We start from the raw sequence: 19,320 nt of genomic DNA, 5'->3' as shown, positions 1-19,320 counted from the left end.
TAATAAAAAAGGCCACGTTAGCAGCCTTTTGTTAGCTCATCTAAGATGCGATAAATTTACTCTACAGCACTGACTATAGTGGCAAGCAGGATATTGCCTTCCTGTAAATAACCTTCCACGTTCACCTTCAAACCCGCTGATAACGCGATTTTTATATCGCCGGTAAACTCGGTCGTCTCGTCCGTGAGTACCGCCTGACCATCGACACTAAACTCCAGTGTAGAGACAAAACTGTCTATGGCGCCGGACACCTGTAGCTGCTGACTATGGATAAACTCCAACTCCTCGGCCAAAATAACGCCGGACTCGTTGAGATATCCCTGGATCTTAACCTTTACCCCGGCCGCCAGATCACTCGCTCTCCCCTTATCATATTGAGTGAAGCTATCTGTGATGATGGCTTCGCCGGCTAAGGTAAACTCAGAGGCACTGACAAACTGCTCAATACTGCCCTCAAGCTCCCGCTCCTGTGGCCCCTGAAACTCGATTACCTGAGCCACAAGCAGACTAGTGCCTTCCAGCAGGCCTTCGACCTCGATACGCTTGCCATTAGCCAAGGAATCTTGAGTACCATTTTCAAATTGAGTAGCGGCAGTGGTGGTCACTTTAAGCCCATTGACGACAAAATCTGTCACCGAATTGAAGCCATCAACCGAGCCTTCAATCTCCAACTGACCCTCATCATCGAATTCGATATCCCGAGCCAGCAGTGAGCCATCCTCTTGTAACTGGGCTTCGACTATCAAGTATCGTCCCAGAGCCAGATCCGATGCTTGTCCGTACTCGAATTCAGTATCAAGATCGAAACTGATACTCAGGCCGCCAAGATCGAAATTCATCTCGCCTAAGCTTGCAATCACGCCCTGGAGATCAATCTCATGGTCATCGAGTTCACTGAACTCAATTTTATCAGCTAAAATGGTGCCATCATCAGCCTGACTCCCTTCAATCTCGACGACAACATCCAAGCTTAGGTTGGCCTCTATACCATCTTCAAAACGAGTATTACCATTGGTTATCACCTTATGACCATTGACAGTGAATGACTGAGCCGAATCCAGGCTATCTATCTTGCCCGAGAGTTCAACCGCATTATCATCTTCTGACTCCATCTCAACGTCCAGCGCCACCAGCTCGCCGTTAATGACTGTGCCCTCCACTTCGACTTGGTCCATAACCATTAAAGCCGCAAAAAATTCGTCCTGACCTATGACATTGCCCGACGCATCTTCAAACTGTGTTAAGGCACTGGTCCGTACTGTCAGGCCTTTCATTGAAAATGTCGGCGACTCGATAGCGTCTACAGCACCATCTAGCTCTACTATGTCGGCCTCGTTGGCATTTTCACGTTCGATTTCACGACAGACCAAGCCTGCTTCATTCTCGAATGCCTGGATCTCAAGTCGATCCCCCACGGTGATATCCGCCAGGGAGAATTTTCTGATGTCCAAGTCTGAATCATCCTCATAACGAGTAAACTCATCCACAAGAAACTCGATGCCAGCAAGCGTAAAACCTTCTGCATTCAGTGACTCGACTTGCCCTTGGATCTCCATCTCGTTAAGCAACTCGATTCTGATCTCCAATACAGGACTCGCACCCTCAATAATATCGGCTAACAGGCTAACTGCGACTCCGCTGTGTAGATCTTCTCTTTTCCCTTGGGTAAATTCTGTATCGCTGTTAAGGCTAAACAGGCGACCATCGACAGTAAACTCATTGCCATTGAGCTCACTGACAATGCCTTCTAGTGCCAATCTCGCGCCAGGGAGTTCCATCTCCTGAATCTCGATAGCGTCCGCAACTAAGCTATCGGCTTCCATACCTGTGGCTGAGCTTACCTCTACATGGGAGCCGTTCTTAAACTCACCATCGAGCTCAACCCCGGAGTAGTCGACAATAAGGGAACCTAAGTTAAATACTTTAGTATCAAGATTCAGATTAGTGACCACACCCAAGATCTGCCAACTTACTAAGGAGTCAGTTAGCTCCACATGGCTTGCCATATATTGACCTGACTCATCTCTGATGGCACTGATCTCGATGCCTTGGCCGACTGTTAGCTGGTCGAAGGTAAGATTTTCAAATTGAGTAAGCTCATTGATAAAATAGCTTTGGCCTAAGACCCGAATAACCCCCTTGGCCAAATCTATTGATTGAATCTCACCAATCACATCGGCCGAGTAGCTCACCCCTATGGCAATAGCATCCCCCCCTACTGGAACTAGGGCTTGAACCTTGACTATCTTACCGACACTCAATAGGGACTCAGAGCTATCTGCTGCGCCGTTATGGCTAAATTCAGTGTCATCTGTTGCATATCTAACACCATTGACATAAACGCTGCCAAAGCCGCTTATGGCACCAATACTGAGCTGAGGAGCCCCATAAATTAAGGTTTTCGCGGCGCTCTCTCCGGCGACCAGAGAGAATGAGCTAGATACTGAGGCGGTCCTGAAGGGTGAGCCTGCGACTATCACCTCTGCTGCGCTCACCTCATAGGTTCCGGGTACGAGATCCTTAAGGGTACTTGTAGCGGTTAGGCTGGTTCGGTAATTATTAGGCCCTGTGACCTCCACTTGAGCCAGGGCATTAACGGGGAGTCCGCTTATGGTTAAATTGAGTTGGCTGTTTGCCGTGGACTCGTTACTCGAGTCTGATCCACAAGCGGTTAAAAAGATGCTCGCCAGGGCGATGGTAGGGATAAACTTATTTTTATTATTCAAAATATACTCCAAATGTCTGCTCTTTCGGCAGGTGATATAAATTATGGTGGCCACAAAAATCATGGCCCCTTCACATCTAACATTTACTGCCCATCAACATTTAAGCGACCAGATGGGCAAGAGTGAGTCTAAGCAAGTCACAATCCATTAACAGAAAACAAAATGAACAATAAGTATAAAATATACACACAACTAATAAGTCTGTACTTGATAGATACTTAAACTAAATTACTTAACTAGAACAGGATATAAAAAACAACAAACGCAAACGATTCTGATAATAAATATCATTTTCATCTGATTGATGATTAACTTAAGTGGGGCTGAGGAAGGAGATTAGCAGTCTAAAATCAGACCTGTTTGGGGTCCAGATCTATACCGCTTGGTATTAGTCACGGTCATTGTCATGGTCTTTAGGCAAGACAACAAAAAACCGCCAATCAGGCGGTTTTTAGTCTATCAAAATAACTTATCTAATATAGATGTGGAGTCTAGAGAATTCACTTATTTGAGATTATCCAAAGTACCCAAGGATTCCCCCCTACTCACCTGTTCGCCTAAACGACGCCAGTTGATGCCTATATCACTGTGAAATTCTTTACGTTCGGGAAATGTACTGGAGAGATTCTCTATGATCTCGGCTTGACGCTCACAGATCTGAGCCCAGCGCTGTGCATTAGATAAAAACATATGACCATCCTTGATTGACTGCTGTCCTTAAGCGTTAATAATAGCCCATCAAGGTCACATGACAAGAGAATTTACCAAATACTCCAATTTGCGCTACATAAAAACAACAAGCTTATAAGAAGACTGCACTAGAGCACTTTTAAAACATCAGTCACAAGAGTATTGTTATTTAAAGTTATGCGACTAATTAGGACAGGATGACGAGATGACACCTACAATATTGAAAGTGCTATTTATAGCAATAGCGATTTTTCTCGCTTATAAGCTCATCTTTAGCGGCAAGAAAGGGCTGACTATCTTCGAGATGCACTTTAAAGATGGAAGACTTAAATCTCATAAGGGAAAAATCCCTGAGAAGTTTCAGAAAGACTGTCGAGCCTTAGCTAAATCCCAAAAGCTCACCTGTGCTGTCAGATGTGAAAAGCTATCTGGTGCAGTTAGACTACATATTTCGGCCAATGTGAACCAAGCTAACACACAAAAAATTAGAAACCTGTTCCCTTTCGAATACTATGATAAGAAACCGGTCGACAATAGCCGCCAAGCTGGTTAATAAGTCCTAGGACAGATCCTATTAGGATCTGTCTACCAGCTTCAAGTTTCTCGGCTAATCGCGCTCCATCCTGCCGTCTCTTCTGGCATCCTCAATCATATGTTGATTATTTTTGATCATAGGATCTTGCATAGCTTCCACAGTATCTTGCATTGCACTGTCATCGCTGTCGAAATCGATATTAGTTGCGCAAGCTGAAATGCCCAACAGAGCCGTGATAATAACTACTCGCTTCATTAGATTAGATCTCTTTATTAAGCTTGGGCTTATCTGTGTCAGAACCGACATTTCGCTTAGCAACTTTCTCCATTCCCCATACGAGTAATATACCTGCAATCAAGGCTGCTACAGCCCAAGAAATATGCGCCCCTTGTCCGGTTACTTGCTCAAAATGCATAGGTGAGAGGTTCTGCTCCAACAGAGGAACCTGTTCTCCGGCAGAATTTTCACGCCAGGTAAGCACCTCTTTCCAGGGCCAGATCTTGCCCAGAGTCCCCAACATCAAGCCCGTTAAGAAGATAAGGGTGGCATCGTGAAACTTGCGAAGCAGTGCAGACAGAAGATGACTAAATGTGAGTAGCCCGAAAATACATCCAGTGGCAAAGACAGCAAGCACGGCAATATCTAAGTTTTTAGCCGCGGCCAATACCGATGGATACAGGCCTAATAACAACAAGATGAAGCTGCCCGAGATCCCAGGAAGTAACATGGCACAGATGGCAATGCTGCCACCTATGAATATATTAAGGTAGCTCATCTCCAGCGAGATAGGGTTAAGCATGGTGATCCCCCAGGCAAATAGAATGCCTAAGGCGAATAGCGCTACTCGTATCACAGAGCAGCCTTTTACCTGCTTGAGCATGTGCACTACCGAGATCAAGATAAGGCCGAAGAAGAAGGACCACACAGGTATAGGATGAGCCACCAGAAGATAGGAGATCAACTTAGACAGGCTGAAGATGCTGGTTAATATTCCACCGAACACACACACAAGGAAAGGTCCGTTGACATGATTAAATGCACCTTTAACGCCTTGCTCCCGCACCACCTTAATTAAACTTGGATTGATACGGCGAATACTGTCTAGCAAGGTATCGAGAATACCTGTGATAAAAGCTATGGTTCCACCGGAAACGCCAGGAACCACATCGGCAGCGCCCATAGCCATGCCTTTTAAGTAGATAAGCAGGTATTTCAATTTTCAGCCTTAAATTTAGTTAAATAGTCTTGTTCTATATGTAATATCTATAGGTATAAGTTTTTCTGCCGAGGGATTATACGTTTCATGATCTGCTAAAGGGAAATGAACTTTGTTTTATTTAGGCTAAATTAATCGGCAGAAGAAATTTTATTCCCCTGAAGAGGCTGTTTTCCTTAGTTCAAGCCAACACTGACTAAAATCAGCTTGTTAATTTTTTGTTACCCATATAATCTAAACTCATCCGACCAGGGGTCAATACTCCAACTTTAAATAACTAAAAGGCCAGATAAAGATGACACAACAAAGACCCACTAAGGTGATGGCCCTCTACAACAAGGTCACCCGCTTTCCCTTCGGCAACAAGATATTCTCGGTCATGGTATCCCGTATGGCCCCCTACTTCGGTACCATCAAGCCTCTGATCACTAACCTCAGACCTCATTACTGTGAATGCCTCATCAAGAAACGTAATGCGGTACATAATCATATTAAGACGGTTCATGTCATCGCCATCTGTAATGGTCTAGAGATGGCCATGGGGGTGATGGCTGAAGCCTCTATCCCACATCACTTAAGATGGATACCTAAAGGAATGAGCTTAGACTACACGGCTAAGGCTGGTAGTGACATCCGCTGTGTCGCCGAAGTGAAATCTGAGCAATGGGTAGAGGGAGACCTACTGGTTCCAGTTACAGCCTATGATGAAAACGACATCATAGTCGTCCAGGGACACATTAAACTGTGGATTTCGGCTAAGCCACCGAGATAAGCAGATAAGGCCTCAGGTTTGATCAAACGAACCTCCATGACCTTATGATTGCCACCAGAGCTGGTTAATACTGGCTCTGGCGGCAATCATACACGACTCATCATGGGGGCTGATATTGTCGTAAAGATACCTTATCCCTTGATAAATAATCACACTGAGTTAATCAAAAAAAGCCGTAAATCTTGATTCACACCACAGAACCATAACTTGTTAACAAGTATTCTATATGCATATTAATGGCTTTATCTAGTGGGAAAGTCTCTTTATGGAAGAATATGATTATTTCGTTATCGCCCGTGCAGTCCATGTTTTAGGGGTTGTTTTATGGATAGGTGGGGTGGCATTTGTCACCACAATACTGATCCCAGCGGTGAAACAAATCGCATCACCTCAGGAGCGGCTCGAACTATTTGAGCAGTTAGAGAGCAAGTTTTCATTTCAGGCTAAGTTTGTCACTTTAGCCACCGGCATCTCAGGCTATGTGATGCTGGATATCATCAATGGCTGGGATCGCTATCTACACCCGCAGTTTTGGTGGATGCATCTGATGACGCTGGTCTGGCTTATGTTCACCTTAGTACTTTTTGTATTCGAGCCCCTATTCCTGCACAAATGGTTCCATGAGCAGGCAGTAATAGATAGTGAAAAGACCTTTAATCTAATACATAAGATGCATATTTTTCTCTTATCATTAAGCTTAATCGCCGTAGCTGGAGCAGTGGCAGGATCTCATGGCTATGCTTTTTAATAGCAAGTTGTTAACTTGCTCCACGAAATCATTAAAAGTTGAATCTTAAATACCTTAAGATACTGACAGCATATTTTATAGGCTATTGACTCAGTCACATATCTAGTCAAGACTGGTTTAATTCAATGGCCTCAAGGATGCTAAACCAGTGAACATATACAAGTCTTATCTCTTATCTTTAGCTACATTTACTTGCATTTCCAACCCCACATTTGCCCAAACAGAGAAACTGGCCAATATTCTAGATTATCAACCAAAATGTATAATCGAAACCTTAGAGCCCTTATCAATCCAAATTTCAGAACAGGATTATGTGGGTACAGGTGCTTTTGAGGAGCGCGAGGCTTTTAAACAAGCACTACAAACACTGAGAATTCAAGCCACTCAGCAAGGAGCCGATGCCATCAGCTTAACTGACGTCAATCATATAATGCACAGCACTAAGCAGCTCTCAGTTAATAATACGAACTTTAGAACCAAATATAAAAAAGCTAACACCAGACTGACTACAAATCTAAAAGCCGACCTTTATAAACTCTGCCTCCATGATAAGAGCCTTACCAAACAAAGAACTGCATTTAACTCCCAAGGCTACAAGATGCACAGTTTCGGTTATTCCTACACAATTTCTTTACCGGAAGATCGCTCACCGGCTGGCTTAGCCAAAAAAATACTTGTTCCCGCCCCCTATATCTCACTAGAAAGCGGTGCTTACGGTATAGAGTTAGGCATGATGACCACCCAAGTCAGAAATAGACTTGGCCCTCCTAGTATTGAAATTAATTTAGAGAGTAATAATACTGCATGGGGATATGGCAGAAGCCTTTGGTTTGTTTTTACAAACAACAGCTTAATTAAAATTAATAGCAGTACACCTCTCTTAACTGCTTATGGTAAAAACCTTATCGAACCTAGAGAAGGCTTCGATGATATTAGCTGGCGTGTTAATGGCGAGGTACCACAAAAAACAAATCTAAGTGATGCCATAATTCAGCTCCCTCAAGCTAAAGAATTAGCCGGTGGCAGCTTATTAAATATCTCGAACCAAACCACTCAGCTGCAATTATCTTTCGAGAAATTTCATCCCAAAAGAAAAGCAGAGCCTGTATATCTATTAACTGAATATCAGCTGTACCCAAGATCAAACAATGGGGTTAGCAAGAAAAATGATGTTACTCATATTCCAACAGCCTCACAGCTCAGCGCACTATTCTCACTCCTTAGTTTCCCCCAAGCCAACAACCCCACGTTAAGCCAGTTACAGAATATATATCCTCAAATGAGTCGATTGAATATTTCAGGTTCAGGAGTTTGGTGGTTGATAGGTGATCATCTTCAGGTTCAATATAAGAATAACCAACTAAGCAAAATAAGAGTGTCACCTTCAGTGTTTGCTGCAGTACAAAAGCAAGAGAATACACAAGCTCAATTTTTTCAATCTATAAAACAGCTAGGTTTGCCTACGGATAAACAATCACTACTCAAGCAGTACAAGGACGCCAGTGATAATTTCGATATGGTTGACCTTTATCGAGATGATTTTTTTCTACTGGCAAAATACGAGTCAGATGAGGAAAACTCAGAGATCTATGAACTGGAAATTGAGTATTTCTGATACACTCACTCTCTTTTTTAGACCCTTCCCCATGAGCAAGAGATCCATGACCCGAAAAACACAAACAGGCGCAGCTAAGATTATCGCCTTATCTTTCCTGGCGCTTGTTGCAGTTAGTGTCTTTTTTGAAAGGCTTCCGCTGGCCGTATTGTTTATCTATCTCGTCGTCAGTGTCATTACTTTTATCGCCTATGCCAGAGATAAGTCTGCCGCCCGAGAAGGACGATGGCGAACCAAGGAGAGTACATTACAACTACTGGCCCTTAGTTGCGGTTGGCCTGGGGCATTGATGGCACAGCAATACTTAAGGCACAAATCTCAGAAGTTAAGCTTTAGAGTCTGTCTCTGGGGTATGATCACGCTAAATAGTGCCGGATTATTCTGGATGATTTCCCCTCAAGGACAAGCATTCCTACCTATATTTTAGACATGAAAAAGGCGCTCTAGGCGCCTATTTTATATCATTTAAGATAAGTGACTTGAGACTAGTTCACCATGACATTGGCCGAGCTAGACTTACCTTCGTAAGTTGCAGTAACCACTGCACTACCTACAGCATGTCCATCTATTTCATTATGAAAACCAGTAGCCACACTCGGGTTACTACTCGCCCAACTCACGAAGTTGGCATAATCCGCTGATGTTCCATCGGCAAAATGGGCCAAGACTTCAACTTCCTGCCCCTTACCTACTGCTAGACTTATATCCGCAGGCTTAACCTCTAGAGCAAGGAGTGTGTTTGCTTTTACCGTTAATAAACGATCATCACTCTTACCTTCATACATCACACTAATGGTCGCTGATGCTCCATCTCCATACCCCACAACCTCACCAGCACGTTTATTTCCCGTTTGTATACTGATGCTACTTGGGGAGTCACTCTTCCAGTTAGCATCTAAGGTGACATCATGCTCAGTGTTATCGGAAAAGTAGGCTGTAGCCTTAAAATAAGCCGAAGTCTGCTGATAAATGACCTCTATTTCCGGGGTTATTTCGATCCTATCGAGGACTGCCGGTGTCACCATAGTAGTAACAGAATCGCTAGTGCCTTCATATTCAGCCTTGATACTGCTAGTACCAACCCCATTAGCCGTTCCCGTGCCGCCGTCTGAACCAGTCGTCACTAAATGGATAACATCGGGTTCGCTCGATGACCAAGTCGCATCATCGGTCACATCGAGTTCCGTAAAGTCAGCCATTTCAGCCATAGCTTTATAACGTCCCTTAGTACCTACTGGGATATCCAAGTTATCAGGAAACACTGTTAAGCTGACAACCTCATCGGCAATAACATGCATGCTACCTTCGCCTAGGACGCCCTGATAAGTGGCATAAACAGCAGAAACTCCCACTTTTAAGCCAGTTAGCAAGCCAGTTTCGGGATTAATAGACACTATGTCTCTCTTTTCCTGACGCCAAATACTCTGATCCGTGACATCCTTGTGGGTGATTGTGCCTATGCTATCTCTATAAGCTGCAAGCGCTTGCATTTGAACTTTATTATTAACAGCCACACGGCCATCGGCAGGCTCAACATCCACACCTAAATACTCGACATCAGTGACTACCACCTCCGCAGTATCTGTTTTACCTTTTACTGTCGCCGTGACACTAGTCACCCCGTGCGCAATCCCAGTTACCTGCCCCCCAGTTAGCCCATCAGTGACCACATGGGCTATAGTGTCATCGCCTATTGTCCAGACAGCACTGTTGGTGAGAACTGACACATAGCCATCACTATAAATTGCTGTGACAATATAATCTTGGATCTCATTGATGTTCACTTCAGACGTAGCCGGTGTCACCTGAATTTCCAGCAATTCAGATTCACCAACAATGAGGTTAGTTTCTGCAGTTAAGCCTTTATATGTAGCCTTAATAATCGTTTTACCACTAATGGTAGTTTGTGCCAGTCCATCCATGTCTATAGTGGCTGCATTCAGATTCGAGCTCTGCCAACTAGAATCTAAGGTCACCTCTTTACTGGTGCCATCGGAGAAACGAGCGAATGCTTGATAAGCTTGGCTCAAGCCTATGGCCACCGTCTTATTTTCAGGTGAAATTGTCAGTTCGAGTGCTTCAGCATCGGTAACTTCAACATTGGCCGTCGCTTTCATGCCGTTAAATTGCGCCTCAACTTGTGTGGTTCCAAGCAAGAGTGCACTAGCAAAACCGCCATTGGTAATACCGGTTTCTATATGGACAATATCATCATTTAAACTTGTCCAGCTGGCGACCTTAGTAATGTCTTCTGAGTGGCTGTCGGTATAAAGTGCCCAAGCTTCAAACTGCCCCTCTGTCCCGACTGGCACTTTGACATTAGCTGGTGTCACTTCAATTGAGCTTAACGCGGCACCGGTGACGGTTAGTGTTGCACTAGCACTAAAGCCAGTATATTTGGCCGTCACAGTCACTTCGCCTGGAATATAGCTAGTGGCAACGCCCATACTGTCTAACGTCGCAATGCTAGCCTCTGAACTCTGCCAATCAGACGTTGCGGTTAAATCTTTGCTCGTACCATCGGAGAAGATACCGCTAGCTTCGAAGTCTTTAGTTAAGCCAGCCGCTACTGTCGCTGTCACAGGGCTCACTACAAACTTCTCTAATATAGCCTCGGTGACTGACACATCGACGGTATTAGTTTGCGTCTCAAAGCTGGCTTGAATTTGGCTTGTACCCACCCCAATCGCCTCGGCAAAACCGCCTGTTTTCCCCGTTGCGATAATATTCACTATCGAGTCATCGGCGGCTAACCAGGTCGCCAATTGAGTGACATCACTGCTATGACCATCTGAGTAGAATGCCGTGGCCACATACTGGCCAGTCGTTCCTAATGGCACGGATTCATTGGCTGGGGTCACTTGGAGACTGGTAAGGCTTGCATCAGTCACATCTAGCGTCGCCGTTGCGCTAAAGCCTATGTAACTGGCCTTAATCTGAGTCGAGCCCTTAATATAAGTTTGTGCTTGTCCGAATCTGCCTACACTGGCCACAGAGCCTTCGCTCGATTGCCAGCTAGAAACCTTAGTCAGATTCTGGTTACTGCCATCGGAAAATATGCCAATAAATTGATATTCTTGGGTATTACCAGCCGCTACAGATGATGTAACAGGAGAAAGCGACACTGAGTCCAAAATAGCATCTGTGACCACGAACGTAGCGCTTGATTCCATAGCATCAAAATTCGCAGTGATCTTGGCATCGCCTACGCTCAAAGCATGAGCAGAGCCTGCATCTGTGCCTAGAGACACAACTTCAACGATACTCGAGTCATCAGATGACCAAGTCGCTAATGGAGTCACATCACTTGAGTGACCATCAGAGTAATAGGCAGTCGCTTTGAGTTGCTGCTTCTGACCATTAGGCAGTTTATTCTGCACCGGAGTCACTTGTAAGCTTTCAATCACGGCGTCAGTCACTATCAAGTCAGCTTTGACTTGAAGGCCAAGGTATAACGCCAGCACCTTAGTCGAGCCAGCAACAAGTCCTAGGGCATTACCATTAGCGTCAATATTGGCAATACTTGGGTTTTCGACTTGCCAATCAGCGAAGTCTGTAACCACTTTGCTACTGCCGTCAGAGAAGATTCCGGTTAAATTATATTCTTGGTTATGTCCAGCCGATATCGAAGCCGTTAAGGGAGAAATGATCAGTTTTTCAAGAACTGCATCAGTGACGGTCGCAGAAGTCGAGTCCGATGCAGAATCTAAGCTACCACTGGCTGCCACATTTTGATTTGAGGCAAGCACATTTCCAACTAGAGCCTTAAAACCGGCATAGCTTACTTGAATTTGCGTTGCACCTACTGAATTAGCAATCGCATAACCTGCGTCCGCTCCGGAAGTGATCACACTGACTATGCTTGGCTCGACAGAGATCCAGGTTGCAATTGAAGTAACATCTTGAGTATGGCCATCGGTATAATTTGCTATAGCTTGATATTGCCCCTGAGTTCCCTTCGGCTTTTTCAAGTTTTTAGGTGTCACTTGTAAACCAGACAGAGCAGCATCTGTCACGGTTAAACTGGTGGCCTGAGTCAGCCCCATATAGTTAATGCTTATTTCTGTAACACCTGGTGAGACAGTATCAGCGGCTCCATTAATGCCTATGTTAGCTATCGACTCTTCACTACTCTGCCAATAACCAAGCAAGGTTATGTCGTGGACACTAGCATCTGAAAATCTCGCCCTTGCTGTATAATTTACTTGTGATCCTGCAGGTGTCACAAAGTCTAGTGGCGATATCTCTATTGTTTCAATAACCGCATCTGTGACTACACCACTCCCAGTTCCTGACATGCCATTAAACTCGGCTTTTATCATTACATTGCCCGGAGAAAGTGCAGTAGCATGCCCGCCCATTTCACCAGACTCAACAATCACGGCAATGGTTTTATCATCTACCGACCAAATTGCATCATGAGTTACATCTGTGGTGCTACCATCTGAGTAGTAAGCCGTTGCAGTGTAATCACCTTGTGTACCAACGGGTTTAACTAGGCTATCAGGACTAACGACAAGCTGAGTGATAACACTGCCATTTAGTGTTGCAGATGTAGAATCCGACAAGTGCACGTCAGCAAAATTTAAACTGGCAGACACCTGAGTGACACCCATGTTCAATCCTGTTAAACGCGCATCAGCATTAATACTCGCCACGCTAGCATTACTGCTTTGCCATGTAGACTGAGAGGTAACATCTAAACTCAGCCCATTTTCAAAAATAAGATCTGCTCGATATTGCTCACTTGTTCCAACCGGAAAAGAGAGATCTTTAGGACTGATAATGAGTCTATCAACAGCAGAATCGAGCACGACTAGTGATGCTTCAGCATTCATTCCAGCATAAGTGCCAACAACTTGAGTCACTCCAGGAGCCATACCTGTCGCCACACCTAAACTAGCAGAGTCATTGCTAATAGAAGCTATCCCAGGCTCAGATATACTCCAATCGGTATAGCTGGTCACATCTTGTTTATGGGAATCTGCAAACAGGGCGACGGTCTTAAAGGCTTGAGTTAATCCAACTAAGGTCTCCGCTTGCCCAGGCTCTATGGTCAGTGACATCAAAGCAGCATCTGTCACATGAAGCGTACCTGTGTCACTAACTTCAGGCCCCTGCTGACTCGCCGGGATTGTCGCTAGGATGCTTGTCGTACCTGGAACGTTTGCATCTGCAAGTCCTCCGGCAGCGATTGTTGCTATATCCACAGCACTGCTCGACCAGATAACATCTGCGGTGACATCCGCTCGCGTACCATCACTGTACAGGGCGACCGCTGAGTATTGCTCATGGGTTGCCACAGCTAAGGTCGTCAGTTGCGGAGAAACGGTTAATTCAACCGCATAAGCTGGACAAGGGTCACCTTCACCACCACACCCGCCAGTAGGGAAACCGTCGTTGTCTCCGCCGCCGCAGGCCGATAGTAGAAGAAGTATGGAAAATAGTAGAAAGTGGTGCAGAGATTTGGCACTAGTCATGGTTATCAATTCCAATCTGAGCTTACGAGTACTTAACGTACATCCAGAAAAACAAGCGGAGTCATAAATAACTCACATGCTTGTTATGTTAAGCGAGGGTCACAATTCACAAACCCTCACCCTTTAAAATCAAGATCACTGTTAGTGATGTTATTAAAGCTATTGTAACAGCCAAGATGTTGCAACTAATTTACATCAAGCTACTACAGGCTTAATTGATATGATCATCCCAGTGAAACAGCCCCATAATAAGACGTGAGATTTAACATCTTATTATCTTAATTATTAACAGCTTAGAACGGAGTGTACCATAGCCGGAATCCCCATGCACAGTATAGCCAAAATCAAAATATATCTTGATTAAAAGTTTCTTTACCCAATAGCCGCCAATCAGTACCATTGGCTTAATTCAATCTAGAGACCATTTTAATGAAAATGCTATTAGCCATTGTCGTCATTGCCGGCGTGATTTTTTACTTCTTTACCTCGATGAACAATCAAAAAGTTGCCAAGGAAAACATTGAAATCGGCAATACTTTCCTTATGGAAAACAAGGACAAAGAAGGGGTTATCGAAACACTATCAGGCCTTCAATATAAAGTCTTGAATAAGGGAGACGGTGAGATTCATCCTAAAGCCAGCGATACAGTTACCGTCCATTATCACGGCACCTTGCTCGATGGCACAGTATTCGATAGCTCAGTGGAACGCGGTGAACCTATCGCCTTTCCCCTTAACCGCGTGATCAAAGGTTGGACCGAAGGCGTGCAACTGATGGTAACCGGAGAGAAGGTCCGCTTCTTTGTTCCAAGCACCTTGGCCTATGGCAATAGAAGCACAGGAAAAATAGCCGCAGGCTCGGTACTCATTTTCGATGTGGAACTTATTAGCATAGATTAAGTTGCTTGCTAACTCGGTACATCTACAGAAATAGACATGACTTAAATAGAAAGTACTGAAATAGATATCACTTAAGTAGAAAGTACTGAAATAATAAAAACGCGCTATTATCGGCGCGTTTTTCTTTTAAAAAATCTACATCAGACTCTGGATTAGATTAAGCTATCTCGCTATCCAGGCATCTTGCCAAGCCGCACCGACTCCCGGCTCATATGCCCATGCTGCACCCGCGCACCAAGCTGTATAAGGGAAAGGCTTACACTCATATAGACCACTAGCATTACTGACAATGTCTCCTGCAGCGTAAGCATGCCCAACCTGATAGGGACTTGCTCCATCGGGCGGAGTTTCGCCAGCCAGTTTAACTAAGACGCTATGGGTCTTGACCGAAGTCGCCCCCGCCTCATCGGTTACAGTGAGCATCACAAACACACTCTCACTGTTACTCGGTGTAGGTAAGCTCAAGTCGAGATTAACTTGATTAATGGCTGTCGCCGTCCCGCCCACAGGCAATTTCCATAGGTAGCTCAAAGCGCCCCCCTCGGGATCATTAGACTGGGCTGCTGAGAGCGAAATAACACTGCCGGCATCCCCCTCTGAAGGACCTTGGATCTGAGCCTTTGGCGGCTGATTGACCGGAACTGTGGGATCCGTCGGAGTGCCAGAATCATCAATCACAATCTCAGGGAAGAAATACTGTAGACAACGTACATAATCCCCATCCTTGAAAGCACTGTAGCGAGTCTGGTAACCCACCAGCTTACAGGCGTAACTCTTACCACCATTTGGATTGTCCGGAATATAGGACCAATCTTGCTCCCAGTAGATCTGCATGGCGCCGGCACCTTGCGTATCGAAAGGCTTCATATCTTTACAGCCCAGCTCCTCATTAGCCTCGATGGGCACCCCCATGTATTGGGCCAGCGCCTGATAATATTCGATACGATTGACGGACTGTGGCTTTTCGCTGCCACTGCCACACTCGATTCCACCATTAATGATATGAGTGGTGATACCAAATCCGGCTTTCAAACCATTTTCCCCATCTCTGGCATTTGGCTGCCAAGTACCATCGATAACATGCAGCATAGAGGCTTTAGGTGGTTGAGGGTAAGTGAAAAAGAACACAGCACTGGCCAAGTTTAACCAGGTATCGGCAACCTGTTCTGGGTTATTGAGCAAGGTATGAACATCACCAAACATGGCATCCGAAAATGGCCCATAGTTATAGTTATAGGAAAGCTGCTTAGCACCGCGGCCAAAATAACTCTTATAGCTGCCATCGGAAAATGTGCCACAGGGCCACTCCTGTCCTTGCCATGTGTCAGGGTTACATTCCATATTATAACCACCACGCTTAGTTTCATCCCAACCTACTTCCCGCACCCAATATAAACCTTGTCGCCATTGGGGCTCTGTCATCCACTTATCATGGGCCCCAGTCTCCTGGGCGAAATGAGCAAACATGGTCGCCAAAGATTTACGACAGATGCCAAGACTATCTCTGCCATCTGCGTATTCACCACATAAGGCAGGAAACTTAGCCGCGGATTGCAACAAGCCAAGATAAGTGTATTCGGGTGCCCGCACGGGAAACAGAAACTCAAACTGCGCTTCACTCAACACAGATTCGAGACGTCTTACATTATCCGGATTATTAGGATTAGCGACTGAGACAGCTTCAACAACTGAGTTATCTCGCGTCGCAATGGATGACTTTACGGCTCGCATCAGAGGAAAGTCGGTTAATTGCGCCTCTGTGGCATCAATCTCGGCTTGAGTGAAATGTACCGGCTCCATGGCTAGCAGGGGAAATGCCATAACGGAAGCCACAATAGAGATGGCTAATTGATGATGTTTCATTAGAAACTCTCTTAGCACCTAAATATAGACACAAGAGCAAGCTAACCAGCGCTAGGCTGAATATGGCTCTGTTTAATACTATTAAAGATGCTTAGGTATATTGAATAGGAAAAGTAGGGGGATCTCTCCCCCTCATGATGATAAGTACTGCAGATTAGTTGGCTGTTGCGCCCAGATCATTCCAGACATCGGCAACGCCGGGCTCTTCACCTTTAGTCCACCACTTAGCCTGCCAAGTGTGTCCATTGTGTGTGGTCTGCTCGCCGCCGTTATAAGCCACTCCTGCATTCCACCCCATCTCAACATTACTCTGCAGCGCCCATTGATCCGCCGTCACACTTGGCTCATTACCTTGAGTCCAATATTTAGCCTTCCAGACTAAACATTCATGGCTCACGACATTGCCGCCGTTATAGATAGTGCCAGTTTCCCATGCTGGATGATTAGCTGCATCTGGGTCTTGAGCATCACAGCCTCCACTGCTAGGCGCCTTAACCGTCAATATTGTCTGAGCCGAAGCGTCCAGTGCTCCATCTGATACCAAGACACTCACGGTATAAACTGTGTCTTGAGTCACTGCCGGCGCAGTCACAACTAAGGTATCACTCGACTGGCCTGTCGCAGTTAAGCCCGCTGGAACTGTCCAGCTGTAAGTTAAGCTGTCGCTGTCGCCGTCGCTAGCTGTTGCAGCAATACTAACCTGCTTATTTGAGTCAACCGATACAGCTGCATCCAGAGATACCTCAGGTGCTCGGTTAGCCTGAGGCGCCATATTGGTCACATTCGTTGTCGCCGTTGCCGATAAACCTTCAGGGTCAGTTACCGTGAGTGAGAAACCATAGACAAGCTCGGTATCGGTTGCGTTTAAGCTGAAACTCGCTTGCGCCATATCGGCATTAACTAAAGTTAAAGCTGGGCCTGATGTTTGGCTCCAGGCATAAGTGAGTGCTTGTCCTTCTGGGTCTCGTGATAAGCCGCCATCGAGCACTATGTCACTGGGACCTGTGACACTCTGGCCACTACCTGCATTGGCGATAGGCGCCTTGTTCGCTGGGGGAGTCGTCCCCTCACCATGGCCGAGTCCCTCATGCATAGCATTGAGGATGTCACCATTGTCTGAGTCTATCTCCCATGCAAACAGACCACCTAGCTGATTAGCCGTAACATACTGGCCCTTAGCCTTCACCGAGCGGGCATCATCGAAGGTGATCAAATCACCAGTCGAAGCGTTAAATACATAAGGCGCCTCGGCTACCTCATCATAGTGGTATTGCCACTCACCAGACATATACTCATTCGCAATTTGACGATAATCCACCACGCCATCTTCCCAAGTCCCCTTAACCTTGCCCGTTGCGGTTCCTGTGAACGGATTGCCACCTTGGTAGCCACTTACGCCAGTCCAACCTCGACCATACATGGCGGCACCGACGACTATCTTCTCAGGAGTTACCCCTTGGGCAAGCAGCGCATTCACGCCAATTTGAGTGGTGTTCTTGGTATCAGGCTTCCAGCTCGCGGCGTAAAGCGCGGCTTGATGATTAAGCTCTGTGTTTGACCAGGCACCATAGAAGTCATAACTCATCAAGAAGATGTTATCCATATACTGCTGAGCTTGGTGATAATCCACCAGGGCAATCTTCTCTGCGCCGGCACTAATCGCAGACGTGAGTTCATAGGTTCTGCCGGTTTCGACACTCAGCTCATCGAGCATGGCCCTAAGATCTTTCATCAAGAGCACATAGGTTTGACCATCGGTAGCCGGGTCCCCTAGGGTTGGATTTGCACCATTACCACCGGGAAATTCCCAATCAATATCCACGCCGTCGAAGAACTTCCAGGTCTGTAAAAACTCTTTCACCGAAGCCACGAAACGGTCACGCTTGACCTTGTCGCCGAAGAAGTAGAAAGGATCAGACAGGGTCCAACCGCCCACTGAGGGTAAGATCTTAAGATCCGGTTGAGCCTGCTTGAGTGCCATCAACTGACCAAAGTTCCCCTTATACGGGTCCGAGAATTCACTGACACCGGCTTGCGGCATCTGCACAGCAGCCCAAGGATCATGTATTGCTACCTTGAAGTCTTCACGACCACTACAAGCGCGTTGCAAGGCCTGGAAGCTGCCTTCTATCTCCTTCAAACTATCATTGATGCCATCCCCACCACAGATAGGGGTGAAGCCATACAAGATATGAGTCAGGTTTTGTGCCGGCATCTTATCGACGGAAAAGTTACGACCATACACGCCCCACTCGACAAAGTAGCTGCCCACCACCTTGCCTGACTTGTTGGCATAAGGTTTGTTATTTTCCCCAAGCTGAGTCTCTAGCGGTAATAGATGACTCCCATCGGTATCGGCGACTATGATCTCTTTGGCAGCACTGCGAGTACATCCTTCGGCATTACAAAGCTCAACCAACATCTGATAGCGCCCCCCATGGCTGACGCTAAATGTCGCGGCGCCCGACGCTGTAGATGGGCCCGACCAGACCTCTACCCCGTCAAATAACACCTTCGCCGAATCACCTAGCTCACCGGACCACAAATTCCAGTTCACGGACACTTGGGCGGCGTCTTTAACGGTAACGAGTTGATTGTATGCGGTGGCAGCTTGGTCTATTTCAATAATTGAAAAATTGGTTTCGCCCCAGCCGATAGTAGGCTTACCAGGGACAGAAGCGTATGCAGATGAGGCGAGTACGCTAGCCACGACGAGCGCGGCCGATGAGATTTTAGTGTTAAACATAGGGTGTCCTTATTGCTTTTTATTTTTAA

Annotated in this window: 13 protein-coding genes; 6 read left to right on the top strand and 7 right to left on the bottom strand. The window is 45.8% G+C overall.

Translation table 11 applies throughout. The features are described from left to right. Nucleotides 1-56: 56 nt before the first annotated feature. A complete protein-coding gene (locus SVI_RS04090) occupies nt 57-2,726 on the bottom strand; it encodes a DUF5666 domain-containing protein (protein ID WP_157608657.1) in 2,670 nt (889 codons plus the stop codon). A 504-nt stretch (nt 2,727-3,230) separates the two neighbouring features. Next, nucleotides 3,231-3,416: a hypothetical protein gene (locus SVI_RS04085; RefSeq protein WP_013050150.1), complete on the bottom strand. Its 186-nt coding sequence runs from the start codon at nt 3,414-3,416 to the stop codon at nt 3,231-3,233. A 205-nt stretch (nt 3,417-3,621) separates the two neighbouring features. Here SVI_RS04085 and SVI_RS04080 point away from each other — a divergent pair, with 205 nt between their 5' ends. Further along, nucleotides 3,622-3,969: a DUF3634 family protein gene (locus SVI_RS04080; protein ID WP_013050149.1), complete on the top strand. Its 348-nt coding sequence runs from the start codon at nt 3,622-3,624 to the stop codon at nt 3,967-3,969. Between the two features lie 54 nt (nt 3,970-4,023). Here SVI_RS04080 and SVI_RS04075 read toward each other — a convergent pair whose 3' ends face one another. Together SVI_RS04075 and SVI_RS04070 are read right to left on the bottom strand one after the other, a co-directional pair. Continuing rightward, nucleotides 4,024-4,206, bottom strand: a complete 183-nt coding sequence (locus tag SVI_RS04075) for a hypothetical protein (protein ID WP_013050148.1) — start codon at nt 4,204-4,206, stop codon at nt 4,024-4,026. A 4-nt stretch (nt 4,207-4,210) separates the two neighbouring features. Then, entirely contained in the window at nt 4,211-5,167 is a 957-nt protein-coding gene (locus tag SVI_RS04070; RefSeq protein WP_013050147.1) for a DUF368 domain-containing protein, read from the bottom strand. 295 nt (nt 5,168-5,462) lie between these two features. Between SVI_RS04070 and SVI_RS04065 the strand changes: the two genes are divergently transcribed. The 4 genes from SVI_RS04065 (at nt 5,463) to SVI_RS04050 (ending at nt 8,729) form a co-directional block, all read left to right on the top strand. Further along, nucleotides 5,463-5,939 (top strand): hotdog fold domain-containing protein, encoded by a 477-nt coding sequence (locus tag SVI_RS04065; RefSeq protein ID WP_013050146.1) that lies wholly within the window; start codon nt 5,463-5,465, stop codon nt 5,937-5,939. Between the two features lie 265 nt (nt 5,940-6,204). Then, complete coding sequence (locus tag SVI_RS04060) at nt 6,205-6,687, top strand: membrane protein (RefSeq protein ID WP_013050144.1); 483 nt, start codon at nt 6,205-6,207, stop codon at nt 6,685-6,687. A gap of 148 nt (nt 6,688-6,835) precedes the next feature. After that, nucleotides 6,836-8,302, top strand: coding sequence for a hypothetical protein (locus SVI_RS04055; protein WP_013050143.1), 1,467 nt, complete (start codon nt 6,836-6,838; stop codon nt 8,300-8,302). Between the two features lie 46 nt (nt 8,303-8,348). Then, nucleotides 8,349-8,729, top strand: a complete 381-nt coding sequence (locus SVI_RS04050; protein WP_041419664.1) for a DUF1294 domain-containing protein — start codon at nt 8,349-8,351, stop codon at nt 8,727-8,729. A gap of 58 nt (nt 8,730-8,787) precedes the next feature. On the opposite strand, the gene SVI_RS04045 is transcribed toward SVI_RS04050, so the two are convergent. Beyond that, entirely contained in the window at nt 8,788-13,782 is a 4,995-nt protein-coding gene (locus SVI_RS04045; protein ID WP_157608656.1) for an Ig-like domain-containing protein, read from the bottom strand. Between the two features lie 429 nt (nt 13,783-14,211). On the opposite strand from SVI_RS04045, the gene SVI_RS04040 reads away from it, so the two are divergent. Beyond that, the gene (locus SVI_RS04040; protein ID WP_013050140.1) at nt 14,212-14,682 is read left to right on the top strand and encodes an FKBP-type peptidyl-prolyl cis-trans isomerase; all 471 of its coding nucleotides are present in this window, start codon (nt 14,212-14,214) and stop codon (nt 14,680-14,682) included. Between the two features lie 162 nt (nt 14,683-14,844). Here SVI_RS04040 and SVI_RS04035 read toward each other — a convergent pair whose 3' ends face one another. Further along, nucleotides 14,845-16,545 carry a glycoside hydrolase family 19 protein gene (locus SVI_RS04035; RefSeq protein WP_013050139.1) on the bottom strand — a complete coding sequence of 567 codons (1,701 nt, stop codon included), beginning with the start codon at nt 16,543-16,545 and terminating at the stop codon, nt 14,845-14,847. Between the two features lie 154 nt (nt 16,546-16,699). Continuing rightward, nucleotides 16,700-19,291 (bottom strand): glycosyl hydrolase family 18 protein, encoded by a 2,592-nt coding sequence (locus tag SVI_RS04030; RefSeq protein ID WP_013050138.1) that lies wholly within the window; start codon nt 19,289-19,291, stop codon nt 16,700-16,702. Nucleotides 19,292-19,320 lie beyond the last annotated feature (29 nt).

The organism is Shewanella violacea DSS12, assembly GCF_000091325.1.
Lineage (GTDB): Bacteria > Pseudomonadota > Gammaproteobacteria > Enterobacterales > Shewanellaceae > Shewanella > Shewanella violacea.
The sequence above is the reverse complement of the archived record's forward strand: the minus strand, read 5'-3'. Positions and strand labels throughout refer to the sequence as shown.